Origin of the sequence: Sphaerisporangium viridialbum, from assembly GCF_049674955.1 — a bacterium.
In the GTDB taxonomy this organism is placed as follows: Bacteria; Actinomycetota; Actinomycetes; order Streptosporangiales; family Streptosporangiaceae; genus Sphaerisporangium; species Sphaerisporangium viridialbum.
This window is the reverse complement of record NZ_CP187232.1, coordinates 5,745,876-5,770,640: the sequence shown is the minus strand read 5'-3', so window position 1 is coordinate 5,770,640 and position 24,765 is coordinate 5,745,876. Positions and strand designations below refer to the sequence as shown.

Here is a 24,765-nt window from a genome sequence, read left to right as displayed (position 1 = left end):
GCCAACTCTATCGATCGACCGCTGCGCCCGCTGTGGCCGCGGCGAAACGGCGCGATCGTGCCAGAGAGCGGCCGGGTCAGTGCGGCCGGTCGGGGGTGGGCCGGGCGAGTTCGAACCAGACGAGGGTGCCGGTCGGGCGGCGTTCGAAGCCCCAGCGGGACGCGAGAGTGTCGACGAGCCCGAGGCCACGGCCGTCGGTCTCGTCGTCGGCGGGCCTCCTCAGGTGGGGGATCTTGGACGATCCGCCGTCCTCGACCGTGACCATCACTGCGGTGCCCGGGAAGGCCACCGAAACGAGGAACTCGCGCTCGACGGCATGCCGTACGACGTTGGCCGCGAGTTCGCTGGTGAGTAGCATCGCGTCGTCCAGGCAGGGGTGTTCGTCACCGAGGAGACCGGCGACGAACGCGCGGGCCGGCTTCACCTGTGAGGCCGAGGGAGCGAACCGATGGGAGAGCATCGGAAGGCTCGCGAACGAGACCGGACCGGAGAGCGGTCGTGCCTCGGCGGCTTGTTCCGGAGTCGAAGTGCCCTTCGGGGTCGAGCGGAGGAACGCGGTGATGCCGCCGAAGGCCGAGGCCAGCGCGCGAGGACGCATCGCGATCATCGAAATGCTTCCCTTTCTGTGATGGGGAACGTTCCGTAACCGTGCGGGGATGATCAGTGCTGAGCGATTTCACCTGTCGGTGTAGGTACGGGCAACTCGCGGGGATCGGCGGGCGGATCACATGCGGCGTAGGGATAGGACTGCTCGATCCGGTTCATGCGCAGGACCAGTTCCTCCGGAGTGCGTCCAGACCAGCCTGGCCAGGTCGGTCCGGGGAGGCGCTCCAAGGGATCCGGCGATTGCCGCTGAGTGATCGACATGCATGGCACAGCCTCCCGTTTGGTCGGCTCATCCGCCTTAGGCGTAGTGTGGCCACGCTCTGTGTGTGGCTATTCACTTACGATGACAGACACTGTGCATGCATGCATGGCAATCACGAAACGTTCCTTGGTGAACACGATGGGTAGTAGCCTTCCCTCGTCCCCACTTGACGAGGTGATCGCATGAGCGCGAAGCGTGGCATGACCTTGCGTGCTCAATGGCTTGGACGGCAGCTTCGTGAGCTACGTGAAGCGGTCGGTCTGAAGCTGCCGGAGGCGGGTGATTACATCCAGCGCGACGGCGCAACCATCAGCCGTCTGGAGACCGGCCTCTATCCAGCGCGCACCCCGGACGTTCAAGCTCTTCTGGATCTTTATGGCGTCGCTGACCCACACAAACGCAGCGACCTGATGAGACTTGCCACGGAGGTATGGCACGAAGGCTGGTGGGACAGCTACTCCGGCAATCTCTCGAAGCTCATCGTCGACTATGCCTGGGTAGAGTCCCGGGCGAGAGTGATCCGGTCCTTCGACGCGTTGGCGATTCCAGGGCTGCTTCAGACGCGGAGCTACATGGAGGCGGTCATCCGGCGGACTGACAGTGACCCATCGCTGTCCCCGTCAGGTGCACGGTTCAGGCTGGAGCGTCAGCAGATTCTCACTGCTGCGGAACCGCCGCAGATTGAGGCGATCCTTGATGAGAGTCTCTTGTGGCGTGTGGTTGGCGGATCCGCAAGCATGAAAGAGCAGCTTGAGCACCTGCTCGACCTCTCTGATCATCCCAGCATCGAGATCAGGGTCCTGCCGTTCATCTCCGGAGCGCACGCCAGCCATGATGGCTCATTCAGGATCTTCGAGATGCCGGAACCATATCCCCAGATCGGTTACGTGGACACTCCTGCCGGTGGGATCTACGTTGAAGCGGAAGGAGTTGAGAGGCTGATGCTGAAGTTTGATCGCATACAGCATGACTCGCTGGATCTCCCGGAATCGATGAAGCTGATCGAAGCAGCCTTAAGTAAAATTGAGTAGTCCATGTGGAGGGTGAAATGTCAGTCCCCGAGCAGCAGCAAAGTGCTGCATGGCATATCAGCAGTTTCAGCCCGGACGCGGGATCGAACTGCGTCGAGGCTGGTCCGCTGCTTGATGGGAGTGGGCGGATCGCGGTGCGGCACAGTCGTCACCCTGAGGGGCCGATGATCATTTATACCCGGGCCGAGTGGGATGCCTTCCTGGCCGGAGTACGGGCCGACGAGTTCGACTTCCATTAAGGGCGCCATGGCCGGACCTGTGCGTGCAGCCTACGATCCGGCATGGCAGACTCCCGTTCCCTCACGGGCCGGAGGTGCCGGCAAGGGCGATCGGGACTCGGCCTGGTCACTCACATGTGGAGCGGGTACCCCCGGGGATCGAGGTCGAGCGCGAGGAGTTCACGGCGGTTGTGGCCGGCGAAGGTCACCTGTGGCCAGTCGCCGAACCGGCTGACGGTGCCGGGGGGGATGCCATGTCCAGGGACGACGATCCGCTCCAGATGCGCCAGGTGCCGCCGATGCCCTAGGAGGGCGGAAAAGTCGAACCGGCCGGCGTGGTTGACCTTCCACAGGTCTAGGGTGGCCAGCCGTGCGACGACGGGAGAGCGGCTCAGCGTCGCGGCATCCACGTCGGTTTCCCACAGGGCGAGATGGCGGAGGGCGGGCAGGGCGAGGCCGGACAGCATGTCGACCAGAGCCCCGGCGTCCCCGTCGGTGCCGTACGCCACGAGCGTGTGCAACCGGGGCGCTCCGTCCCGGAGGAGTTGTGCGACCTCCCCGGCGTGACACTCCAGTGCTCGCAGGCCGGGGTACCGATCTGCCACCGGCGCTTCGACGAGGTCTTCGCGCTGGGTCCACAGACCCAGGTGGGTGAGGCGCTCGGTGGCGGAGAAGAAGCGCAGGACCGGGTCGAGGTGAGCGGTGCCGCCCCAGGTGCGGATTCGAAGGGATCGAAGCCGGCTCATGTCCGCGCTCGCGAGCAGGCTCCTGAGCCGGTGCCGGGCCATGAGATCGACCCGCCACGGCTCACGCCTCGGGTCGAAGCCCAGAAGGCCCGGTGTCATGCCCTTGGCGGTGGCCAGGCCGTCGATGATCGAGACCACGTCGATGCCGTCGATGTACGCGTGGACCGCCGGTCCGTCCGGGACCAGGAGCAGGTGGTCGTCCAGCAGGCCGTAGAAGTTCACCTGGGAGCCGGCCCGCTCGATCGCCTCCCGCTCCGCGTCCCGCGCGGCCTGATCGTCCTCCCACAGGCGCAGCGCCTGTGCCTGGATCAGCGCGCCTTGCGCACCGCCGATCATCGCCGCGAACGCGAACGCGTAGCCGGCGTCGTCCGCCGGAGTGCCCAGTACGCAAGGCGACGCCGTCTGCGGGCGTTGGGTGTATCCGTCGGCGGCGTAGCGGTCCGCGGCCAGCTCGAAGTGCACGGCGGCGACGTCCTCATCCACCTGGTCGATCAGCACCTCGACCCGGCTCCCGCGACGCTCGCTGACCCGCGATCCCTGTCGTCGCAGCTCCACGTCCTCGTCGTGCGGCCCGGACAGTCGCATCGTCACACTGGGGGCGATCACGGTGGGATTATCCCTGATCGCAGCCGGAAAGCCCTTCGAGGAGCCGGTGGAGGTACGGCTGACCCGAGGGCGTGTACCCTGCCGGCCTCTGGAACGTGAGCGAGCATGGTGCGCGGGCTCGTCCGGAGGGGGCCGCTGCCCAAGGCGGATCTTACCGGACGAACCCGCGGGTTCCAGGGGTTCGCGGTCGCGGGCGTGCCGTGGGTCGCCCGCGGTCGCGTGCGGGGGAGCGCCGTGAGGCGGCCTCCCGCGATGGATGTCTCAGTGCGCGAACTGCTCGGCCTCGGTGGAGCCCTTGAGCGCCACCGTCGAGGAGTCCGGCGCGACGGCCGTGCTGATCAGGTCGAAGTAGCCGGTGCCGACCTCCCGCTGGTGGCGGGTGGCCGTGTAGCCCTGCGCCTCGGCGCCGAACTCCGCCTCCTGCAGCTCGACGTACGCCGTCATGCCCTCCTCGGCGTAGCCGCGCGCCAGGTTGAACATCGAGTGGTTCAGCGAATGGAAGCCCGCCAGGGTGATGAACTGGAAGCTGTAACCCATGTGGCCGAGCTCTCGCTGGAACTTGGCGATGGTGGAGTCGTCCAGGTGCTGCTTCCAGTTGAACGACGGTGAGCAGTTGTAGGCGAGCATCTGGTCGGGATACTCCGCCTTGATCGCCTCGGCGAACCGCCGCGCCACGTCCAGGTCGGGCGTGGAGGTCTCCATCCACAGCAGGTCGGAGTACGGCGTGTAGGCGAGGCCGCGCGCGATGCAGGCGTCCACGCCGTTGCGCACCCGGTAGAACCCCTCGGCCGTACGGTCGCCGGTGGCGAAGGCCTGGTCACGGGGGTCGACGTCGCTGGTCAGGAGCGTCGCGGCCTGGGCGTCGGTCCGCGCGATGATCAGGGTGGGGACGTCGCAGACGTCGGCCGCGAGGCGGGCCGCGTTGAGGGTCTTGATGTGCTGGCCGGTGGGGATCAGCACCTTGCCGCCGAGGTGGCCGCACTTCTTCTCCGAGGCGAGCTGGTCCTCCCAGTGCACCCCCGCGGCACCCGCGGCGATCATGCCCTTCATCAGCTCGAAGGCGTTGAGGACGCCTCCGAAGCCGGCCTCGGCGTCGGCCACGATGGGCGCGAGCCAGTGCGGGGCCTTGGCGTCGCCCTCCGACCAGGTGATCTGGTCGGCCCGGAGCAGGGCGTTGTTGATGCGGCGCACGACGGCCGGGACCGAGTTCGCCGGGTAGAGGCTCTGGTCGGGGTAGGTCTGGCCGCCGAGGTTGGCGTCCGCGGCCACCTGCCACCCGGACAGGTAGATGGCCTTAAGTCCCGCCTTGACCTGCTGCACGGCCTGGTTGCCCGTGAGGGCGCCCAGCGCGTGCACGTACTCCTCGGTCTGCAGCAGGGACCACAGCCGCTCGGCGCCAAGCCGGGCGAGAGTGTGCTCTTCCTGGACGGAACCGCGCAGTCGAACGACGTCTTCGGCCGTGTAGGTCCTCTCGACGTTCTTCCAGCGCGGGTTGCTCTCCCACTCTCGCCGCAGCTCGTCTGCAGCTCCCTTGAGGCGATCTTTCATTTTGACTCCTTTGCCGTCCTCTGGGCGCTTGCTTCGAGTCTGCGACGGTGTGGGGGGTAGCGGCAAGGTTGATCGAGAGAAATATGCCTGATGTTTCGTGAAAAGTGAATACTCGGCAGTATTTTGATGGCAAGAAATGCAAAGTTTTCGTTATGGACTAGACCAATTCCTGTGACGCGGATCACGAGGCACTGGGCCGTCACATCACGATTTATGCCGACATATCAGGATGTTTCGGACTGATTTTGATCTTCGCCGGCGTGCCAACGGCGTCATGACCCGAGCCGGACCCCTGCCCGGAGTGCCCGTACGGGGGATGTGGTGCGGCGGAGTGGAAGATATGTAGAAATTACGCCTAGGATCGTGCTATGGCGTCTTTGGTGGGAGAAGAACCGCTGTCTTTGACGCAGGAGCTCGACCTCCTGGCGTTCGGCCAGCGTCTGAGGCACCTGCGCAAGCAGCGCGGCCTCACCCTGTCCGAGCTCGGCGAGCGCGTCGGACGCGCGCCGAGCCAGCTCTCCTTGCTGGAGAACGGCAAGCGCGAGCCCAAGCTGTCGCTGCTGAAGTCGCTCGCCGCCGCGCTGACCGTGCCGGTGGAGGAGCTGCTACGCCGGCAGGCCCCCAACCGCCGCGCCCAGCTGGAGATCGCCCTGGAGGAGGCGCAGCGCGACCCGATCTACGCCTCCCTCGGCCTGTCCCGGCTGAAGGTCTCCGCCCGCGTCCCCAACGACGTGCTGGAGCACATCATCGGCCTGTACGAGGAGCTGCGCTCGCGCCAGGCCAAGGGCACGGCGACGCCGGAGGAGGCCAGGGCGGCCAACGCCGAGCTCCGGCGCAAGCAGCGCGAGCAGGGCAACTACTTCGCCGAGATCGAGGCCGCCGCCGCCGAGGCGCTCGCCGCCGTGGGCTACCGTACGGGCGCGCTGTCGGCGGGCACCGTCCAGGCGCTCGTCACCCATTTCGGCTACACCGTGCAGACCGCGCAGGACCTGCCCAGATCGGTGCGGTCGATCACCGATCTCCGCAACCGCCGCATCTACGTCAAGCACGAGCAGCTCGGCATGCACACCCCGCGCACGATCCTCCTGCAGACCCTCGGCCACCTCGCGCTCGGCCACCACAAGCCCCGCGACTTCGCCGACTTCCTGCGGCAGCGCACCGAGGCCAACTACTTCGCCGCCGCCGTCCTGGTGCCCGAGACCGCCGCCGTGCCGTACCTCAAGGAGGCCAAGCAGGACCGGGTCCTGTCGGTCGAGGACCTGCGGGACGTGTTCGCGGTCTCGTACGAGATGGCCGCGCACCGCTTCACCAACCTGGCCACCCACCACCTCGACCTGGTCTGCCACTTCGTGCGCAACAACGCCGGCGGCATCATCTACAAGGCGTACGAGAACGACGGCATCGTGTTCCCTGCCGACGAGCAGGGGGCCATCGAGGGGCAGCGCATGTGCCTGCAGTGGTCGGGGCGGCAGGTGTTCCTCTCCCCTGACCGCTTCTCGGTCTACCACCAGTACTCCGACTCGCCCACCGGCACGTACTTCTGCAGCGCCCACGTCGATCCCTCCCGCGAGCGCGACTTCGCGATCACGCTCGGGGTGCCGTACAAGGAGTCCCGCTGGTTCCGCGGCAGGGAGACCACCAACAGGTCGAAGTCGAACTGCCCGACGGGGGACTGCTGCCGCCGCCCGCCCGCCGAGCTGACCCAGCGCTGGGAGGGCTACGCCTGGCCCTCGGCGCGGGCGAACTCCCACGTGCTCGCCGCACTGCCCCCCGGCTCGTTCCCCGGTGTGGACGAGGCCGACGTCTACACGTTCCTCGAACGCCACGCGGGCGTCTGACCGTTGTGACGAGCGGCAGGCTCGCCGGGACGGCCGGGGCAGGTCTCGCTCAGGAGTCGTGAGCCGCGCGGATGCCACAGGTGATGGTGGTGACCAGATCGTCGATGAAGCCGTCGGGGATCTGCTCCAGGGTGATCGGTGAGCCGCTGAACACGCCAGGCAGGACCAGTTCGTGGCAGGCGCCGATGATCATCGTGGCGGCGGCCTCGGCGCTCGCCCCGGGTGCCAGCCGGCCCAGCTCCCGCTCGGCGCGCAGGTAAGCGGCCAGGTCGGCCCGGAGCCCACGCCCCTCGGCCGTCGGGTTCGGCAGCTCGTTGAACCGGATGAACACCCCGGGCTGGTGCACCAGCCCCGCGAAGGCGGGCAGGATCGCGACGTGCAGGGCGAGCCCGTAGGCGACGTAGGCGCGCAGGTTCGCCTCGACGGTGCCCTCGCCCGCGCGCCGGGGCGGCTCGACCAGCCTCCGCTCGACGGTGCGTACGTGCGCGTGCAGGGCCAGCGCGAGGAGCTCTTCCTTGTCCGCGAAGTGGTTGTAGAGCACCCCGTCGGCGACCCGGGCCTCGCGGGCGATCGCGCGCACGGTCAGCCCGGCCGTGCCGCGCTCGGCGATGAGGCGTTCGGCGGTGGCGATCAGGTGCTCGCGCAGGCTCTGGTCGCCACCGCCCTCGCGCAGCACGGCCGCTCTTCTGGGAGACATCACGCCACATGGTAGTGACCAGGCTCTTCGCCTGGGTGGGGAGGCGTCACGGGGGCCGTCCTGCCAGTGCCCGGGTCACCGCGATCCAGGTGTTCCCGGACGGGTGGCGGTGATCAGCCAGGCGGCGCCGCGCAGGCGTACGGCGTCCGGTTCCTCGAAGGGACGCAGTGCCTCCGCGAGCGCGTCGAGGGCCCGGGCCGCCGAGGCCTGGTCGACCTGGCGGAGCCTGTGCTGGACGGGCCCCCACGCGCCGAGGAACCCGGCCGCGTCCGCCGCGTCCCTGCCCCATACCTGCGGTGCGTCGACGGGCGTCGTGACCACGTCGTCGAATCCGGCGCCGGTGAGCACCTCGTGGACGCGCGCCGGATCGGCCAGCGACTCCGGCCCCGGAGCCTCGGCCTCCTCGGCTTTCTCGGCTTTCTCGCTGGTGGTGAGATACTTCGCCATCGCCGCGAAGACCGACCCCAGGTCGTTCTGGTCCATGCTCCGCAGGCTCAGGAAGGCCACCCGGCCCCCCGGGCGCAGGGCCCGGCCGATGTTGGCGAACGCGGCGACCGGATCGGCGAAGAACATGATCGCGAACCGGCTCACGGCCACGTCGAACCCGCCCGCCGGGAACGGGTGGACCTGGGCGTCCCCCTCCTCGAAGGTGACGTTGGCGAGGCCCTCCTCCGTCGTGGTGGCACGCGCCTGCCGCAGCATCGGCACCGACAGGTCGACCCCCGTGGCATGCCCCTGACGCGCCCGGCGCGCCGCCAGCCTGGTCACCTGCCCATTGCCGCAGCCGACGTCGAGAACCCGGTCATGCTCCCCGATGGACGCGGCGTCGAGCAGGTAGCCGTTGAACCCGCTGTTCACCGCGTCGTACCGATCGCGGTTGTCGGCCCAGTGGTTCCCCTCGTACCCGTTCCACGCCTCAGCCTGCTGAGTGTTGACGATCGAACGCATCAAGCCCTCCCACGAAACGTTGCCGGCGCCCTGCCTCGAACAGGTAATGAACGTGCGTTCATGAACGCACGTTCACGACTCTAGCAGCCTCGGCCGAGGTCTCATAGGAGCGGGCCGGGGTAGGCCCATCAGATGGGGGAGATCCTTGAAGACGGCGACATCTATTTCCTTCACCGGCCCAAGGTGGACGAGGAGGAAGCGGAGCCGGTCGACGAGGTGCGGCGCCTGCTCGTGCAAGTGGCTGACGTCAGTTCCACTGGGCGTGCTGGGTTGTGTGGTGGGTGATGGTGGCAGAGTTGCCCCTCCTTGGGGTCGGGTGCTGTGTCAGGGGCTCGCAGGAGACCAGGCGCCAGCGGGTGATCTCCGGATTGGTCAGGATGGCGACCACCTGTTCGCGTATCTGCGCGGCGGTCGTGTTCTCGTCGGCCTGAATTCTGATGGCGATGTATCCGGCGCCCTCCCGGTAATTCTTACGCCATTGCCTGGGCAATAGGGCGAGCATTCTCTCTCCGTCGAGGGGCGGTTCGCCCGACGGCTTTCCCTTGATGCGGCGCATCGTCAGGACCACCAACATCGCTCCGCACCGCCCCTCAGTTCCAGGGGGATCCGTCGGCGGGGGCGGCTGCGTCCCAGGTGGTGCCGGCCCTGGGCCGGGTCGGGGCGGCGGTCGGCTTCTTCATTTCTCTTGCTCTTTTCCTGCGGCGGTGGATTTTGTTCTCGCAGAAACAACTCTGCGCTTTCCGCACGCCATGGGACAGAGAATCGAAAGGCAGCAAGTTGCGAGCCGGTGACCGCTTCCTGCCATTCCGCCGCTGGACGGGAACGTCAGGACAGGGCTTCGGGGGATATGCCGAGCTCGGTGGCGGTGGCCGTGCGCACCAGCTCGGCGAGCCGCGCCCGGGTGAGCACACGCTTGTGCACGGTGGTCTGCACGGCGAGCCCGTCGATGAGCGAGACGATGCGCCACGTGGAGGCGTCGGGGTCGGGGCACAGGAAGACGCCCTCGGCGATGCCGTCGTCGAGGATCGTGCGCAACGCCTGCTTCCAGCGCAGGTCGATGGTGCGGGACACCTCTTCGAGCGCGGTGCCGCGCAGCGACTCGGACCAGGCGTCGATCCACAGCGCCCACGACTTGGACTTGCCGCTGGGGGAGTAGAGCTTGAGCAGGTCGCGCAGCCGTTCGAGCGGCGGGCCGCCGGTCTGCTCCAGCTTGGCGAGCGCGTCGAGGTCGCGCTGCGCGGCGTACGCGAAGGCCTGCGCGAACAGGTTGTCCTTGGTCTCGAAGTGGTAGAAGAGCAGCCCCTGGCTGACCCCCGCCGCCTGGGCGATGTCGAGGGTGCGCGTGTGCCCGAAGCCCTGCGCGGTGATCACTTCACAGGCCGTCCTGAGCAGATCTTCGCGACGTATCCGGCCGAATCCTCGTGCCACAGGGGAACCCTAGCGCGCCTGGCGCGCCGTGAGCGTGAATTGCGCCGCGAAGGCTGAGGCGCGACTTAGTCAAATCACCCATTGTCATGCTCAAGGCCGATGTGTTTGAGTTGCGACTCAGGAAACGCCTGGAAGGGATCTCTGATGGCGATCGCGGTGCGATGCGCGCGGCTCGTGGATGTAGAGGCCGGTCACGTGCTGGACGACCGGACGGTGCTGGTGGAGGGCGAACGGATCGCCGGGATCCTGCCAGGGACGAGCCCCGTGCCCTCCGGCGTGCGGGTCGTCGACCTCGGCGACGCGACCCTCGCCCCCGGCCTCATCGACCTGCACACGCATCTGGTCGGGGTCGCGGCCTGCGCCGACTACGCCCAGGAGCTGAAGCTCAGCGCCGCGAGGCAGGCCCTCGCCGGCGTGCGCAACGCCCGCGACACCGTGCTGGCGGGCTTCACGACGGTGCGGGACGTCGGGACATTTCGCGCCTTCGTCGACACGGCGCTGCGTGACGCCATCGACGACGGCACGGTCATCGGCCCCCGGATGGCCGTGGCCGGGGCCTACGTCACGGTCTCCTCCGGCGGGGGCATGATCACCGGCCTGGCGCACGACATCGAGCTTCCCCGCGACCTGCGCTTCGGGTCCGTACGGACCGTGGACGACGTGCGCGAGCGGGTCCGCGAGATCCTGCACGGCGGGGCCGACCTCATCAAGCTCATCGCGACGGGCGCGGTGATGGCCGCCGGCACCGTGCCGGGCGCTCCCGAGCTGACCGAGGAGCAGATGCGCGCCGCCGTCCAGGAGGCCTCCTGGTACGGCGCGCACGTCGCGGCGCACGCCCACGGCGCAGAGGGCATCAAGATGGCCGTCAGAGCCGGGGTGCGCTCGATCGAGCACGCCTGCTACCTGGACGACGAGGGCATCGCGCTCATGCTGGAGCACGGCACCTACCTGTCGGCCGACATCTGGTGGGCCGACTGGATCCGCGAGACCGCCGCGACCAACGGCTTCGACGCCGAAGGGCTGCGCAAGAACGACGAGACGGCCGAGGCGCAGCGCGAGGCGTTCGCCAGAGCGGTGCGCGCCGGGGTCAGGATCGGCTTCGGCACGGACGCGGGCGGCTTCCCGCACGGCATGCAGGCACGGCAGCTGCGCACCATGGTCGAGTACGGCATGACCCCGCTCGGCGCCCTGCGCGCCGCCACGCTGACCGGCGCCGAGTGCATGGGCTGGGACGACCGCGTCGGCTCGGTCGCGCCGGGCAAGTACGCCGACCTGGTCGCCGTCCGGGGCCCCTTCGACGTCGATGCCTTCACCGACGTCGCCTTCGTCATGAAGAACGGCGACATCCTCAAGAACGACCTGCGGTGAAGCCCCTCGAAGGCCTTCTGGAGCCGCGTGCCGCGCGGCACCTCGCGGGCGTCGCGGCGCTGCTGGGCGTGACGGCCGTGTGGGGCACCACCTTCCCCCTGGTCAAGGACATGGTCACCCGGCTGCCCGTGATCGACCTGCTCGCCGTGCGCTACCTGATGTCGGCCGCCCTGCTGGTCGCGATACGTCCCACGGCGCTGCGCGGGCTTCGCCCCCGGGCGTGGTGGGCCGGCGTCGGGCTCGGGGTGGTGTACAGCGCGGCCCTGGCCACCCAGACCTACGGGCTCACGACGCTGCCGTCCTACGTCTCCGGATTCGTCACCGGCTCCTACGTCGTCATGACACCGCTGCTCGGGCTCCTGTGGTTCCGTACGAGGATCACCCGGCGCGCCTGGACGGCCGTGGGGCTGACCGTGGCCGGGCTCGCCGCGTTCATGCTGATGGCCGGGGGAGGCGGGGGGCCGATCCCGGCCGCCGGGCTGACGCTCACGCTGGTGTCGGCGGCGCTCTACGCGGTCCACATCGTCGCGCTCGGCAGGTGGAGCCGTCCCGAGGAGGCCTACGCGCTGACGGTGGTCCAGATCGGCACGCTGGCCTGCGTGATGACGGCGGTGGCCGCGCCCGGCGGCATCGCGGTGCCGGGGTCGCCGGGGGACTGGCTCGGCGTGGTGTACCTGGCGACCGTCGCAGGGGCGCTGTCCTTCCTGGCGCAGACCTGGTCGCAGGCCCACGTGCCCGCGACCACCGCCGCCGTCGTCATGTCGGTCGAGCCGCTGTGGGCGACCGCCTTCGCGGTGCTGCTGTACGGCGAGGCGGCCGGATGGTCGCTGCTGGTGGGCGGCGGATGCCTGCTCGTGGCGATGGTCCTCGTCACCGTGCCCGCACGCGCCGCCCCGGCGCCTCCCCTTCGCCCCCTCACCCCCGTCCCCGGAGGAAAACGCCATGACTCGTCCCATACGCAGCGGCTCGGCCCTGACCGAGGAGCAGCGGGACTTCGTACGGCTGGCGCGCGAGTTCGCCGCCGCGGAGATCAGGCCTCGTGCCCGCGAGGTGGACGAGGCCGACCACGAGCTGCCCCGTGACATCTGGGAGAGGGCCGCGAGGGCGGGGCTGACCTCCTACATGCTGCCCGAGGAGTACGGCGGCGGGGGCGTGGGCGACCTGGTGACCCAGTGCCTGATCCAGGAGGAGCTGTGCCACGGTGACGTGTCGATCGGGAACCTGGTCACCTCCAACGGCTTCTTCGCGGCCCCGGTGCTGGAGCTCGGCAGCGGGGAGCAGCGGCGCCGCTTCCTCACCCCGCTCTGCGAGGGCGTCCCGCCGCTGACCGCGCTGGCGGTGACCGAGCCCGGCGTGGGGTCCGACGCGGCCTCGCTGACGACCCGGGCCGTGCGCGACGGCGACTCCTACCTCCTCACCGGCTCCAAGGCGTGGATCTCCAACGGCCCGTACGCGGACCTGTTCGTGGTGTTCGCGACGGTTTCGCCCGGAACGCGGTCGCGCGGCATCACGGCGTTCGTGGTCGAGCGGGGGATGGAGGGCTTCACGGTCGGCAACCCGATGCCGAAGATGGGCCAGCGCGGCATCGCCTGCGCCGAACTGTTCCTGGACCGCGTGCGGGTGCCCGTGGAGAACCGGCTCGGCGAGGAGGGGCAGGGGTTCCACGGGCTGATGCGCACCTTCGACGCCTCCCGGATCCTGATCGGCGCCGCCTGCGCGGGGCTGTCGCGCGCCGCGCTGGACGCCTCGCTCGCGTACGCGCGGGACCGCGAGCAGTTCGGCGTGAAGATCATCGAACATCAGGCGGTGGCCTTCAGGCTCGCCGACATGGCCGCAAAAACCGATATTTCGCACCTTGTCACCATGCGGGCCGCCGCGCTGTACGACGCGGGGGAGCCGGTCGCGGAGGAGTCGGCGATCGCCAAGCTGACCGCCTCGGAGAACGCCATGTGGTGCACCTGGGCCGCGGTACAGACCCACGGCGGCTGGGGCTACTCCCGCGAGTACCTGGTGGAGAAGTGGATGCGCGACGCCAAGCTGGAGGAGATCGAGGAAGGCACCTCCGACATCCAGCGCCTGATCATCTCCCGCTCCCTGGCGAGGAACGCGTGACCGCCCCGCGCGACCCCGGCCCCACCGCGCCGCGCGACCCCGCCCCCACGGCCCCGCGCGACCCCGCCCCGCGCGACCCCGGCCCCACCGGCCTCGGCCACGGGCTCACGGGCGCGGGCGCGCTGGTGGCCGCGCTCGCCTCGTACGGGGTGGACACCGTCTTCGGCATCCCCGGCACCCACAACCTGGCCCTCTACCAGGAGCTCGGCAAGGCCGGGATCCGCTGCGTGACGCCGCGGCACGAGCAGGGGGCCGGCTACGCCGCAGACGGGTACGCCCGCGCGTGCGGCCGTCCCGGCGTGGCCGTCACCACGACGGGGCCGGCGGCCGTCAACGCCGCCACCGCGCTCGCCCAGGCCTACTCCGACTCGGTGCCCGTGCTGCTGGTCTCGCCCGGCGTCCCGTCCTCGCACCCCCGCCAGGGCCGCGGATACCTGCACGAGAGCAAGGACCAGTCCCGCGCCCTCGACGCGCTGTGCGCCTGGAGCCACCGGGTCACCTCGGTCGCGGAGATCCCGGCGGCGGTGGCGCGCGCGTTCGCCCTCTTCCGCGAGGGACGTCCCCGGCCCGTCCACATCGAGATCCCGGTCGACCTGCTCGACGCCGAGGGCCCCGCCGGGCTCGGCCCCCCGCTCCGGCTGCGCCGCCGCGCCCCGGACCCCGCCGCCCTCGACGCGGCGGCCACCGTGCTCGGCACGGCCCGCCGCCCCGCCGTCGTCCTCGGCGGCGGCTGCCACCCGCCCGCGCCCGACCACCCCCGGCCACCGGAGCACGCCCGTACGGACGGCCACCCGAGCGCCCGTACGGACGGCCCGCACCTCGCCGCTGGTACGGACGGCCCGCACCCCGCCGCCCGTACGCGATCGCCCGGTGAGCTGGCGGTGGAGCTGGCGGAGCTGCTCGGGGCGCCGATCGTCACGACGGCGAACGGGAAGGGCGCCGTCCCCGAGAGCCACCCGCTGTCCCTCGGCGCCACCTTGCACCTCGCGGTCGTGCGCGAGTGGCTGGCCGGGTGCGACGTGGTCCTGGCGGCCGGGACCGAGCTGGCGCCGTCCGACCTCTGGGTGGACGACTTCCGGCTGGGCGGCACGCTCATCAGGGTCGACGTCGACCCCGGCCAGATGCACGGGGACCATGTCGCGGACGTGCCCGTCGTGGGCGACGCGGGCGAGGCGCTGCGCGGCCTGCTCGAACGCCTGGCACCCGCCCACGTCGCGGCGTCGAAGCCCGGGCCCGGGCTGTGGCACGCGCGCGACGCCGAGCTGGAGGCGCTCACGCGCAGGTGGGCGGGCCACCTCGCGGCCCTGCGCGACGCGCTGCCGGCCGAGACGATCGTCGCCGCCGACAACTCGATGATGTGCTACTACGGCGCCCTCGGCGGCCTGCCGACGGACCCGCCGGGCAGGTTCCTGTTCCCCACCGGCTACGGCACGCTCGGGTTCGCGCTGCCCGCCGGGATCGGCGCCGCCGTTGCGCGTCCGGGCACGCCCGTGGCGGTGCTCGCCGGGGACGGGGCGTTCCAGTTCAGCCTGCAGGAGCTGGCCACCGCCGTCGAGCTCGGCCTCTCGCTTCCGATCGTGGTGTCGGTGAACGGCGGCTACGGGGAGATCCGCGCCGAGATGGCCGAACGCGGCATGCCACCGGTCGCCGTGGACCTGCACGCGCCCGACTTCGTGCTGCTCGCCCGCGCCTACGGGGCGCGGGGCCTCGCCGCCGGCACCCCCGGCGAGCTGCGTGCGGCCGTACGAGAAGCGGTGCGCGCCCCCGTCCCCACCGTCATCGTCGTCAAGGAGAGCCAGTGACCACCATGCCTCAGCCGTTCCTCCAGGTCGTGTGGACGGACGACGTCACAGGACGCCACGGCTACGTGGTGATCGACAGGCTGGGACGCGGGGTCGGCAGCGGTGGCCTGCGCATGCGCGAGGGCGTCACCCTGGCCGAGGTCGCCGACCTCGCGCGCGGGATGAGCCACAAGGAGGCGCTCGCGTACGAACCCGGCAACCTGTACCAGCCGCTCGGCGGGGCCAAGGGCGGCATCGACTGTGATCCGCTCGACCCGCGGGCGGACGGGCTCCTGCGGCGCTACATCGCCGCCATGAAGCCCCTCCTCCAGACGTACTGGGCGACCGGCGAGGACCTCGGCCTGCGCCAGGACGCCATCGACGCGGCCTGCCGCGAGGCCGGGCTGCGCACGTCCATCGACGCGGTACTGCCGCTGCTCGACGACGCCGACGCGGCCCTGGCCAGGCTCGACGCCGCGTTCGCCGTGGAGGTGGACGGCATCGGGCTCGGCGACCTCGCGGGCGGATGCGGCGTTGCCGAGGCGGCGCTGACCGCCATCGAGCACCTGGGGCTCCGGGACGCCACGGCCGTCGTCCAGGGGTTCGGCTCGATGGGCGGGGCCACGGCCAGGTTCCTGTCCAGGGCCGGGGTGCGGATCGTCGGCATCAGCGACACCGAGGGCCTGGTCGTCAACCCGGCCGGGCTGGACGTGGAGACGCTGCTGCTCAGCCGGGACGCGCACGGGCGCATGGACCGTACGCGCCTGCGGGACGACGACCGCGAGCTGCCCGGCGAGCGCTGGCTGGACGTCGCCTGCGACGTGCTGGTCCCCGCCGCCGTCTCGTACTGCGTCGGCGTTCCCGAGGCCGCCCGCGTGCGCGCCCGGCTGATCGTCGAGGCCGCCAACTGCCCGGTCACCGTCGAGGCGGAGGAACTGCTGCGCGGGCGCGGGGTGATGGTGGTCCCCGATGTCGTGGCCAACTCGGCGACCAACTCCTGGTGGTGGTGGACCCTGTTCGGGGACATCCCCGCGCAGGCCGGGGGAGCCTTCGGCAAGATCCGGTCGTGGATGCGGCGGGTCGTGGGCGAGGTGCTGGACGGGGCCGCGCGTACGGGGAGGACCCCGCGAGAGGTCGCCTACGAACTCAGCGGCCGCGTACCGTCCCCCCAGGGCAGCACGCGATGACGGCGTCCGAACGGCAGTACGCGATGACGGCGTCCGAACGGCAGGACGCGGTGACGGGCGCCGCGGGGAGCACGCGATGACCGGGGGCACCGCGTCCGGCTCACATCTTGGAGGCGAAGCAGTGCTGACGTCGATCGGGCTCGCGGACGGCACCAGGCTCGCGGCCACCCTGTACCTCCCCGAACGGCTGCCCGCGCCCTGCCTGCTGGAGGCGCTGCCGTACCGCAAGGACGACGTGACCTACGGCTACCGCACCGAGTACGAGACGCTGGCGGCCGAGCACGGGTACGCGGTGTGCCGGGTGGACGTGCGCGGCACGGGTTCGAGCCAGGGGGTGCCCGAGGACGAGTACCCGGCGACCGAGGTGGCCGACCTGTGCGAGGTGATCGCCTGGCTGGCGGCGCAGGAGTGGTGCGACGGCGGCGTCGGCATGTACGGCACCTCCTACAGCGGCTTCAACGCCCTGTGCGTGGCCGCCGCCCGGCCGCCCGCGCTCAGGGCGATCTGCTCGATCTACGCCTCCGACGACCGCTACACCGACGACGTCCACTACGCGGGCGGCATCCACCGCTGGCTGGACATCGTGGACTACCCCGCCTACATGGCGGCCATGAACGCGCTGCCCCCCGTCCCCGAGGTGTACGGCGAGGGCTGGCGGGAGGAGTGGCTACGACGGCTGGACGCCACCGAGCCGTGGCTGCTGCGCTGGATGGCGGAACGGCACGACGGCGCGTACTGGCGGCAGGGCTCGCTCCGGCAGGATGGGCCCGGGGCCGGGCAGGGCTCGCTCGGGGGGGATGAGGCCAAGGGCCGGCAGGGATCGCTCCGGCCGGGTGCGGCCGCGGCCGCACAGGTCCCGCTCGGGCGGGGTGAGGCCGGGGCCGGAAAGGGCTTCCTGGGGCCGAATCACGGCCGGATCGCCGTGCCGACCATGCTGGTCGCCGGATGGGCGGACGGCTACGCCAACGTGGTGCCGCGTCTCAGCGCCGTGCTCGAACGCGATGACGTGCCCTACCGGGTGATCGCCGGGCCGTGGTCGCACGCGTCACCGGACCACGCGCTCCCGGGGCCGGGCATCGAGCTGCTGCCCGAGATGGTCCGCTGGTGGGACCGCTGGCTGCGCGGGGACTGCGACGCGGCGCCCGACCGCTCGGCCGTCGTGTTCGTCCGCTCGTCCACCCCGCCCGCCCCCGACCGCGCCATGGTGAACGGCGAGTTCCGCGACCTCCCGGCCTGGCCGTCCCTCCCCGAGCACCCCTTCTCCCTCGCGACCCCCCTCCCCGAGCACCCCTCCTCCCTCACGACCCCCCTCCCCGAGAGCCACCGCTCGCCACGCGCGGGCTCCCATTCCACGGAAGGCTCCGCGGAGCTCCTGGACGCCTGGGCGGAGCTTCCCACCGCCCCGGACATCGGGGTCGCCGTCTGGAACAACTGCGCGGGCTCTCTCCCGTGGGGCCAGGCGCTGGACCAGAGAACCGACGACGCCCGCTGCGTGATCGTGGAATGGGAGAGCCCCGCGGAGGGCCTGACGATCGTCGGCCATCCCAGGCTGCGCGCCAGGGTCCGTACGGGCGCGGGCGGAACCCTCGCCGCACGACTCTGCGACGTGGCCCCCGACGGCGCCTCCGAACTGGTCAGCCGGGGAGTCCTCCGCCTCCCCGGTGTTCCGGAGCCGCAGGTCGAGTCCGGGTCCGAGCCTGAGGCCAAGGTCGTCCTCAGGCCGGTGGTGGAGTGCGAGGCCGAGCTGGAGCTGGACGTCGTAGCGCACCGAGTGGTCCCCGGGCACCGGCTCAGGCTCGCGCTCGCGACCTCGGAATGGCCCAACGTGATGGCCTCGCCCGAGGCCGTACCGGTGGCGGTGGACCTCGGCGGCAGTGCCCTGCTGCTGCCGCTGGCAGGCGGTCCCCTGGGCGAACCGGCGACGGGGCTGCGCCGCACCGAGGCGCCGGTCCCCGACGCGACCGACGTGGTGTGGACCATCGACCACGACGTGCTCCAGCGGGTCACCCGATGCGTGACCGGCTACGGCTCCGCCGCCGAGCCGCTGGGCGGCGGGACCTACGCCGACAGGTACGAGGGCCAGGTGACCCTGGACCACAGGACCCGCCACCAGACGGCCGTGGCGGGCAGTGACTTCACGATCGCCTGGCAGGGCGGCCCCGTGGTGACCACGCGGAGCCGGGTCGAGGTGGTGGCGTGGGTGGGCGAGCTGGTGATCACCGTTGACCTCACCGCCATACAGGACGGTATCCAGATCATGAGCCGTAGCTGGACGTGCCGCGTCGAGGTCGGCGGGTGAGTCGCGCTACGGCCGGAACAGCCGAGCCGTGTCCCGAAGTGGCCCTTGCGTCTGAGGACATTTGCGTCATGTCGAGGATGCACTGCGTCACTGAAGATTCGTGGCACCTTGACCATGGACATCCTCATGCCGTGTGAAGTGTGAGTTCCTATGAACTGCCCGCCTTTCAGATCAGGGGTGGCGGGCGTATGGCGGTCGCCGAGTCATCGAGATCCCCGCGCGGTGCGTCGAAGGCATAGCCGGGGGGACGCTCGGCCGGTGAGGGGGGGTCCTGAGCGAGTTCGGCCAGCATTTTGCGGTCGTCGGTCAGGTTGGCGTTGCTGATCTGCTGGGAGATCTCGTTGAAATGCGCTACAGCGTGCGGGTGCCCGGCGTCGGCGGCGCGGCTGAACCAGGTCGCAGCCAGCCACTGGTCGCCTCGTCTGGTGTGGATGTGGCCGAGTTGGAAGGCGGCGCCGGCGTGGCCGTGGTGGCCGGCCAGTTGGTAGAAGAAGATGGCGATGCTGGTCTTGTTGCCGTCGGCCTCGTAGGCGGTCGCGTACTGATAGGCGTACTCGGTCGCCGCAGCTCGGTGGAAGCGGTGCTGGCGCAGCAAGACTGCGTGGTCATTGTCTGCCGCTGCGGCTTGATTGAGCCATTCGCGTGCTTCGGCGAGCTGGTCTCCAAGCAGGGTGATGACCCATAAGCGCAGGCATGCCTGGGCATCACCGGCCTCGGCCTGGCGGACCAGCCGGGCACCGGTCCGGCCGAAACGCCTCAGGTAGCGCCGCATTGGCACCGACATCGGCGGATCCGGCTTCTTACGCGTGGGCCGTGCTTCCTCAGATGAGGTGAGCGTAGGTTCGGGTGCCGGAACCGGGTCATCGGGTAGAGAGCCTGCGGCAGGGGCCGTCTGTTCAGAGGTGCGTGCGGCCCGCCAGCGGGCATTCCAGTCGGAGATGCTGCCCAATTCGGCGACATCCAAGTGGGTCTCGGCCGCTGCCCGGTGGCAGGCGTTCACGTAGGAGGCAACCCAGGGCCAAGAGGGGAACCCGTGGCGCTTGCCGGTCAGGATGTCGTGGGTGGTGCTCTCGGCCAGCACTCTGGGCCGGCGACCACCCTCAGCGAGGCCTTGGGACAGCTTCCGCAGCTCAGAAAGGCTCGGCGAACCGGCCAGTTCACGCAGCTCGTTCAACTGGGCGACGAAGGCCGCCACATCATGGTGGTGTCCAGCCATGACCTCCGCCGGAATGAGTGATCGACGATCAACACCAGGTAGCGAAGTCATGGTGGCAGCAATAGGACCAATCTGGAGCCAGAACGTATATTCCGCCTTCGTCCGGACAGCTTCGCTAGAACCCGAGACGAGAACCCCGCAGGCAACCGGATAGAACCGGACGACTCCGGATGGTCGCGGACGAGTCCGCAAGGGGCCGGAAAGCAGGAGCCAACCCGTGCGGAGGCAGCGCTGACTCCGCGCCACCTCATCCCGTGCAGCGCGATCTGTTCCGGGGGCATCCGGGGATGTTTGGAGGGGTGGCGGACGGCCGGCTGGCCGCCTCATCGTTGATCCCGCACCCCTTTCCCCGCTTCTTGAGATGAGAACCGATGCTGTGTTTCGCCACCATGCCCCGGACCATCTGCGCGGCCGCGCTCTATCCGCGGCGCCTTGTGTCGGCAGCTCAGCAGGTCCGCGTGGATGAGGAACTGCTGGTCCTGCTGGTAACGACCTGGGCGATCCGTACCGGGCGGATCCCGCCCGCGCGGCCGCCCGGCCAGCTGACCGCCGAGGAGTTGATGGAGTTCTGGGCCGACGACCAGATCGCTACTGGCGACCTTCCGCACAACAAGCGAGGCGCCGCCAAGGTGTGATCTTGGCGGCGCCTCGCAGGTTGGTAGGACCTAAAGGAGCAAGGTCATAGCAGTCGGATGAGCTGGACTTCGCCAGATACCGGGTCCCGCAGAAGTAGTTCCTTGCCGGAGTTGAGCTGCTCGTCGATGAAGTCGAACAGCGCGATGGCACGGTTGACGAGGTCGGTCTTAGTCAGGCCGGTGCGGTCCAGGGAGCGCTGTAAGGCCTCCGAGGACTTGGGGATGAGCGCGGTGGTGATCCGTTCAGCAACGGCCTGCCGAGGCGACGTGCCTTCACCGGTGATGGAGGTCATTCGTCGTTTCTCCCTTGCAGGTCTGTTCACGTGGACTGACGGGGAGCTGTGCGAGGCGCTTGTCTGAGAGGTCGGGTAGGGGTCGGGTAGAGGGCCGCTGGGCATCACGGTCGCGGTAGGCGGGATCGAGCTGCAACCTCGCCGCCATCGTTACCGTTACACACCACACACAAGTTCGCCAGTCTTCCACTGTAAGCGTTCTGACTTTTCTCTACACCATATACGCAAACATGAAGCGTATTCACCATCGTACGCGCAGTGATTCACTGCACGATGGGATATAGTCGGCCACATCAGGATGATCCGAACGCATGTTCCGTGCACTGGGGCATGCGTTCAGCACATTCAGATCACCCCAGGAGACCTAGCCCGAGCCGCACAGAGAGTCCCCCACATGGCACACCGTCTCGCTTTACCTGCACCGTCTCTGGTGCAGTGCCGCCCCGTTCTCCTTGGAGATCCCCTCGATGCCGACCGATCCGTTCGTCAGCCCATTTCCCGCCAGCTCTATGGAGCCCGCTGAACAGCCCTCCGCTTCAGCACGGCTGGTCATCACCGCCAGACCCTTTCGCGGTGAACTCCAGGGAGAGTTGCACGCCCAGGTTCCCGCTCAGGAAACCAACGGCATGATCAATATGCTCGGGCAGGTCGCCATGGCCGTGTTGGTGCTGCTGGCAGCCCCCGCGGTCCTCCTGTACCTGGCACCTCGCGCCGGACTGGCCCCCGCCTGGGTCGCGGCGCTGGTTGCTGGGGAGCTTCTTGGCGCACTGATATGGCTGTTGCGGTGCCGTAGCGCACTATCAGCCCGCACCTCATCGAGCCGACGTTCCACCCGCCGCTCGCCGAAGTGAACGACGCGGCGCGGCGACGCTTCCTCTGGCGTCGCCGCCCGTCGATCAGAACGATCAGCCCTCCACGCACAGAGCTTCGCTTCACCCCTATATCGCCGTGATCACCTGGGATTGATCACTCGGGCCCTACGTTCACGCTGATTGTGGTGCGGATCACGTCACGGGCCCTACCTCCGTCACGAGCAGCCGGTAGCCGGCGTCGAACCGCTCCAGCTTCATGAGCTCGGTGTGGCGTTTGTACCAGTCGCCGGACGAGAGGTCGGCGGCCAGCCGGGTCAGGCCCGGCTGGAGGATGTCTTCGCCGGTCTGGGCGAGCACCGACATGCCCGCCCGCACGCCGGGGTCGAGGTACGCCTCGGGGCGGCACCAGTAGGCCGCGCCGAAGCCGTCCGTGCAGTCACGGGGGACCGGCACCGTCTCGACGCGAGCCCCGCCGAGCGCCGAGGACAGCCGTTCGACTGGGACGGCGCGGTTGTCGTCGAAGGCGGCGGCCTCGGGCAGGTACTCGCTGAGCAGCCAGAACCGCCGGGTCACGCTCTGGTCCCAGGTGAGGACGACGACGCGCCGCCGCGCGACGCGCCGGAGTTCGGCCAGCCCGGTTTCCAGGTCGGTCCAGTGGTGCACGGTGAGGATCGCCATCACGGCGTCGGCCGCGCCGTCGGCGAGAGGCAGGGCCTCGGCGCGGGCGCGTACGGCAGGAGCGGCCCCGTCCGGTCGCTGCCCGATCATCACCGTGCTGGGCTCGACCGCGAGTACCGTCTGAGGGGGCTCGTAGGAACCGGCACCGGCGCCCACGTTGACCACCGTACGAGCGTCGCCGAGCGCACGAGCGATCCGTGCCGCGATTCTGGCATCGGGCCGACGGGTCGCGGTGTACGTCGTCCCGATCCTGTCGTAGATCGTCACAAGGGGGAGTATCTCAGGAGAGATGTGATCAAGAGTGCCTGGACGCCGGACCCCCTTGGTCCTGTCGTGCTTGCCGAGTACCTCCCTACTCATGCACCCCTGACGATTTCATCCGTATCGGGCATGGTTGGGTGTGCCTCGTGGTCATTGGCGATGTGCTGGCGCTGGTCGGGGTCGGGGTGGTGGCGGGGGTCGTCAGCACGGTGGTGAGCCTGGCATCGATGGTCTCGTATCCGGCGCTGCTGGCCTTCGGGCTTCCGCCGTTGAGCGCGAACGTCACCAACACGGTCGCGCTGGTGTTCACCGGCATGGGGGCGGCGGCCGGGTCCCGGCCGGAGCTCACCGGTCAGGGCGAGCGGGTCCTGCGGCTCGGCTGGGTGTCGGCGCTGGGCGGCGTGGCGGGGGCGGCGCTGCTGCTGGTGACGCCGTCCAGGACCTTCGAGGCGGTAGCCCCGTGGCTGATCGCCGGCTCCTCGCTGCTGCTGATCCGCAGGCCGAAGCTGGACAGGCTCACGGGAGGGCGTGCGGACGGCAGCGGCTGGGCGGTGCGCGCCGGGGTGTTCTGCGTCGCCGTCTACCTCGGATACTTCGGAGCGGCGGGCGGCATCCTGATGTTCGCGGTGCTGGGTTCGGTGTTCCGCGACCCCCCGGCCAGGGTGAACGCCGTCAAGAACCTCCTGTCCGCGCTGGCCAACGGCGTGGCGGCCCTCGGCTTCGCGCTGTTCGGGCCGGTGGTGTGGTCCGCGGCGATCCCGCTGGCGGCCGGGTTCCTCGTCGGCGGCTGGGCCGGGCCGGCGCTCGCGCGCCGACTCCCCGGGCAGACGCTCCGCGTGGCCGCCGCCGTCTGCGGCCTGCTCGTCGCGGTCAAGCTCGCCCTCGACGCCTACCTGTGAGGCCTCCGGCACGAAGGGCGCGCCGCGGCCGGTTGGAGCCGTGTGATGTGGCCGGCGCCGAGCTCCAGGTGGGTGCCGGTGAAGCGGGTTCGCATGCGGCGGTCGTGGGTGACGATGACGACGGCGCCCGGGTAGCCGGCCAATGCCCCCTCCAGTTCCTCGACCAGTTCCGCTGAGCGCGGGAAACGCGCCATGGTGGGAGACGAACGGGGCCTCGGGTCAAGGGGTGGTGAGGCCGGTGAGGGTGCGGACGACGAGGGGGCCGAGGGTGGGGAGGTGGTAGCCGCCCTCCTGGACGGCCACCACGGGAAGGCCGAGCCGGTTGATCAGGTACCCCGTCCGCTGGTAGCCGTCCGCGCTGACCCGGAGCGGGCTCTCAGGGTCGCCGGCCGCCGCGTCCACGCCGAGTGAGAGCACGACCGCCTCCGCGCCGTACGCCGCGACCGCCGCGCACAGCCGTTCGACCCCGGCGAGCCAGGCCTCGTCGCCCGACCCGGGTGCCAGCGGGACGTTCACCGTGGAGCCCCGGCCCGCTCCCGCGCCGGTCTCGTCCGCGAACCCGAGGTAGTGCGGGAACCACCCCGCCCCCGGATCGACGTGGACCGACCCGTAGAACACGTCGGGCCGTTCCCAGAACACTGCCTGGGTGCCGTTGCCGTGGTGCGCGTCCACGTCGACGACCGCGACCCGCGCGAACCCGTGGCCGCGCAGCGCCTCGGCCGCCACGGCCGCGTTGTTCAGGTAGCACGAGCCGCCGTACCCGGCCGGCGCGGCGTGATGCCCCGGCGGGCGGCACAGCGCGTACACCGCACGGGACGACCCGGCGGCGACCAGGCCGGCCGCGGTGAGCGCCGCGTCCACCGCGGCCCGCGCGGCGGCCCACGTGCCGGGGCCGACGAGGGTCATGGTGTCGTAGCACCAGAGCCCGGCGCGGGCGTGCACGGCCGTGGGCGTACGGGAGGGCATTCCGGACAGCATGGCCGGGGTCGGGAAGACGTACGGCACCACGCGATCCTGCCCGGGGTCCCGCGGGTAACCGGCCTCGTTCCACTGTTCCCAGACGTCGCGCAGGTGGTCGAGCATCCCGGGATCGTGGACGGCCCTGAGCGCCGTGTCGTCGTGGGGCACCGCCTCCACCAGCTCGGCCCCTGCCTCCGCCAGGGCGTCCCCGATCGCGGTGGCGCGCTCGGGCACCTCGGTGCCCGGAGTCCGCATCCCGATCCAGATCTCGGCGCCCGGCACGTGCTCCAGGCAGGCCGGCGACCAGACGGCGGTGATCACGTCGCCGCTCCCGGC

Annotated in this window: 24 protein-coding genes; 12 read left to right on the top strand and 12 right to left on the bottom strand. The window is 70.2% G+C overall.

Features of this window, described 5'->3' with window-relative positions; translation table 11 throughout:
- Nucleotides 1-76: 76 nt before the first annotated feature.
- Nucleotides 77-607, bottom strand: a complete 531-nt coding sequence (locus tag ACOZ38_RS25965) for an ATP-binding protein (protein ID WP_424533780.1) — start codon at nt 605-607, stop codon at nt 77-79.
- A 443-nt stretch (nt 608-1,050) separates the two neighbouring features.
- Between ACOZ38_RS25965 and ACOZ38_RS25960 the strand changes: the two genes are divergently transcribed.
- Both ACOZ38_RS25960 and ACOZ38_RS25955 read left to right on the top strand, forming a co-directional pair.
- Nucleotides 1,051-1,899 carry a helix-turn-helix domain-containing protein gene (locus ACOZ38_RS25960; RefSeq protein WP_424533779.1) on the top strand — a complete coding sequence of 283 codons (849 nt, stop codon included), beginning with the start codon at nt 1,051-1,053 and terminating at the stop codon, nt 1,897-1,899.
- A 17-nt stretch (nt 1,900-1,916) separates the two neighbouring features.
- Nucleotides 1,917-2,138 carry a DUF397 domain-containing protein gene (locus tag ACOZ38_RS25955; RefSeq protein WP_424533778.1) on the top strand — a complete coding sequence of 74 codons (222 nt, stop codon included), beginning with the start codon at nt 1,917-1,919 and terminating at the stop codon, nt 2,136-2,138.
- Between the two features lie 110 nt (nt 2,139-2,248).
- Here the strand turns inward: ACOZ38_RS25955 and ACOZ38_RS25950 are convergent, their stop codons facing one another.
- Together ACOZ38_RS25950 and aceA are read right to left on the bottom strand one after the other, a co-directional pair.
- Nucleotides 2,249-3,469, bottom strand: a complete 1,221-nt coding sequence (locus ACOZ38_RS25950; RefSeq protein WP_424533777.1) for a hypothetical protein — start codon at nt 3,467-3,469, stop codon at nt 2,249-2,251.
- A gap of 261 nt (nt 3,470-3,730) precedes the next feature.
- Entirely contained in the window at nt 3,731-5,017 is a 1,287-nt protein-coding gene (aceA, locus tag ACOZ38_RS25945; RefSeq protein WP_405150669.1) for an isocitrate lyase, read from the bottom strand.
- 368 nt (nt 5,018-5,385) lie between these two features.
- Here aceA and ACOZ38_RS25940 point away from each other — a divergent pair, with 368 nt between their 5' ends.
- Entirely contained in the window at nt 5,386-6,855 is a 1,470-nt protein-coding gene (locus ACOZ38_RS25940; protein ID WP_424533776.1) for a helix-turn-helix domain-containing protein, read from the top strand.
- Nucleotides 6,856-6,904: 49 nt separating this feature from the next.
- On the opposite strand, the gene ACOZ38_RS25935 is transcribed toward ACOZ38_RS25940, so the two are convergent.
- The 4 genes from ACOZ38_RS25935 to ACOZ38_RS25920 form a co-directional block, all read right to left on the bottom strand.
- Complete coding sequence (locus ACOZ38_RS25935; protein ID WP_424533775.1) at nt 6,905-7,552, bottom strand: TetR/AcrR family transcriptional regulator; 648 nt, start codon at nt 7,550-7,552, stop codon at nt 6,905-6,907.
- Nucleotides 7,553-7,627: 75 nt separating this feature from the next.
- Nucleotides 7,628-8,500: a methyltransferase domain-containing protein gene (locus ACOZ38_RS25930; RefSeq protein WP_424533774.1), complete on the bottom strand. Its 873-nt coding sequence runs from the start codon at nt 8,498-8,500 to the stop codon at nt 7,628-7,630.
- Nucleotides 8,501-8,747: 247 nt separating this feature from the next.
- The gene (locus tag ACOZ38_RS25925; protein ID WP_424533773.1) at nt 8,748-9,074 is read right to left on the bottom strand and encodes a hypothetical protein; all 327 of its coding nucleotides are present in this window, start codon (nt 9,072-9,074) and stop codon (nt 8,748-8,750) included.
- Nucleotides 9,075-9,325: 251 nt separating this feature from the next.
- Nucleotides 9,326-9,928 carry a TetR/AcrR family transcriptional regulator gene (locus tag ACOZ38_RS25920; protein ID WP_405150653.1) on the bottom strand — a complete coding sequence of 201 codons (603 nt, stop codon included), beginning with the start codon at nt 9,926-9,928 and terminating at the stop codon, nt 9,326-9,328.
- 144 nt (nt 9,929-10,072) lie between these two features.
- Between ACOZ38_RS25920 and ACOZ38_RS25915 the strand changes: the two genes are divergently transcribed.
- The 6 genes from ACOZ38_RS25915 to ACOZ38_RS25890 all read left to right on the top strand — a co-directional run bounded on the left by ACOZ38_RS25915 (nt 10,073) and on the right by ACOZ38_RS25890 (nt 18,675).
- Nucleotides 10,073-11,296 carry an amidohydrolase family protein gene (locus tag ACOZ38_RS25915; protein WP_424533772.1) on the top strand — a complete coding sequence of 408 codons (1,224 nt, stop codon included), beginning with the start codon at nt 10,073-10,075 and terminating at the stop codon, nt 11,294-11,296.
- On the top strand, nt 11,293-12,378 hold the full coding sequence (locus ACOZ38_RS25910) for a DMT family transporter (protein WP_424533771.1): 1,086 nt from the start codon (nt 11,293-11,295) through the stop codon (nt 12,376-12,378). Before ACOZ38_RS25915 ends, ACOZ38_RS25910 begins: the two co-directional genes overlap by 4 nt.
- Entirely contained in the window at nt 12,269-13,408 is a 1,140-nt protein-coding gene (locus ACOZ38_RS25905; protein WP_424537085.1) for an acyl-CoA dehydrogenase family protein, read from the top strand. The genes ACOZ38_RS25910 and ACOZ38_RS25905 overlap by 110 nt, the downstream gene beginning before the upstream one ends.
- Nucleotides 13,405-15,210 carry a thiamine pyrophosphate-binding protein gene (locus tag ACOZ38_RS25900; RefSeq protein WP_424533770.1) on the top strand — a complete coding sequence of 602 codons (1,806 nt, stop codon included), beginning with the start codon at nt 13,405-13,407 and terminating at the stop codon, nt 15,208-15,210. Before ACOZ38_RS25905 ends, ACOZ38_RS25900 begins: the two co-directional genes overlap by 4 nt.
- A gap of 5 nt (nt 15,211-15,215) precedes the next feature.
- The gene (locus ACOZ38_RS25895) at nt 15,216-16,376 is read left to right on the top strand and encodes a Glu/Leu/Phe/Val dehydrogenase dimerization domain-containing protein (RefSeq protein ID WP_424537084.1); all 1,161 of its coding nucleotides are present in this window, start codon (nt 15,216-15,218) and stop codon (nt 16,374-16,376) included.
- A 121-nt stretch (nt 16,377-16,497) separates the two neighbouring features.
- Nucleotides 16,498-18,675, top strand: a complete 2,178-nt coding sequence (locus tag ACOZ38_RS25890) for a CocE/NonD family hydrolase (RefSeq protein ID WP_424533769.1) — start codon at nt 16,498-16,500, stop codon at nt 18,673-18,675.
- A gap of 166 nt (nt 18,676-18,841) precedes the next feature.
- Here the strand turns inward: ACOZ38_RS25890 and ACOZ38_RS25885 are convergent, their stop codons facing one another.
- On the bottom strand, nt 18,842-19,942 hold the full coding sequence (locus ACOZ38_RS25885; protein WP_424533768.1) for a hypothetical protein: 1,101 nt from the start codon (nt 19,940-19,942) through the stop codon (nt 18,842-18,844).
- A 320-nt stretch (nt 19,943-20,262) separates the two neighbouring features.
- Here ACOZ38_RS25885 and ACOZ38_RS25880 point away from each other — a divergent pair, with 320 nt between their 5' ends.
- Nucleotides 20,263-20,526, top strand: coding sequence for a hypothetical protein (locus ACOZ38_RS25880; RefSeq protein ID WP_424533767.1), 264 nt, complete (start codon nt 20,263-20,265; stop codon nt 20,524-20,526).
- Nucleotides 20,527-20,570: 44 nt separating this feature from the next.
- On the opposite strand, the gene ACOZ38_RS25875 is transcribed toward ACOZ38_RS25880, so the two are convergent.
- Nucleotides 20,571-20,819, bottom strand: a complete 249-nt coding sequence (locus ACOZ38_RS25875) for a hypothetical protein (RefSeq protein ID WP_424533766.1) — start codon at nt 20,817-20,819, stop codon at nt 20,571-20,573.
- A gap of 467 nt (nt 20,820-21,286) precedes the next feature.
- On the opposite strand from ACOZ38_RS25875, the gene ACOZ38_RS25870 reads away from it, so the two are divergent.
- The gene (locus ACOZ38_RS25870; RefSeq protein WP_424533765.1) at nt 21,287-21,670 is read left to right on the top strand and encodes a hypothetical protein; all 384 of its coding nucleotides are present in this window, start codon (nt 21,287-21,289) and stop codon (nt 21,668-21,670) included.
- A gap of 153 nt (nt 21,671-21,823) precedes the next feature.
- Here ACOZ38_RS25870 and ACOZ38_RS25865 read toward each other — a convergent pair whose 3' ends face one another.
- Nucleotides 21,824-22,576 carry a class I SAM-dependent methyltransferase gene (locus ACOZ38_RS25865; RefSeq protein ID WP_424533764.1) on the bottom strand — a complete coding sequence of 251 codons (753 nt, stop codon included), beginning with the start codon at nt 22,574-22,576 and terminating at the stop codon, nt 21,824-21,826.
- A 140-nt stretch (nt 22,577-22,716) separates the two neighbouring features.
- Between ACOZ38_RS25865 and ACOZ38_RS25860 the strand changes: the two genes are divergently transcribed.
- The gene (locus ACOZ38_RS25860; protein WP_424533763.1) at nt 22,717-23,469 is read left to right on the top strand and encodes a sulfite exporter TauE/SafE family protein; all 753 of its coding nucleotides are present in this window, start codon (nt 22,717-22,719) and stop codon (nt 23,467-23,469) included.
- On the opposite strand, the gene ACOZ38_RS25855 is transcribed toward ACOZ38_RS25860, so the two are convergent.
- Entirely contained in the window at nt 23,460-23,663 is a 204-nt protein-coding gene (locus tag ACOZ38_RS25855; protein ID WP_424533762.1) for a hypothetical protein, read from the bottom strand. The genes ACOZ38_RS25860 and ACOZ38_RS25855 overlap by 10 nt on opposite strands.
- Nucleotides 23,664-23,688: 25 nt before the next feature.
- On the bottom strand, nt 23,689-24,750 hold the full coding sequence (locus ACOZ38_RS25850; protein ID WP_424533761.1) for a hypothetical protein: 1,062 nt from the start codon (nt 24,748-24,750) through the stop codon (nt 23,689-23,691).
- Nucleotides 24,751-24,765 lie beyond the last annotated feature (15 nt).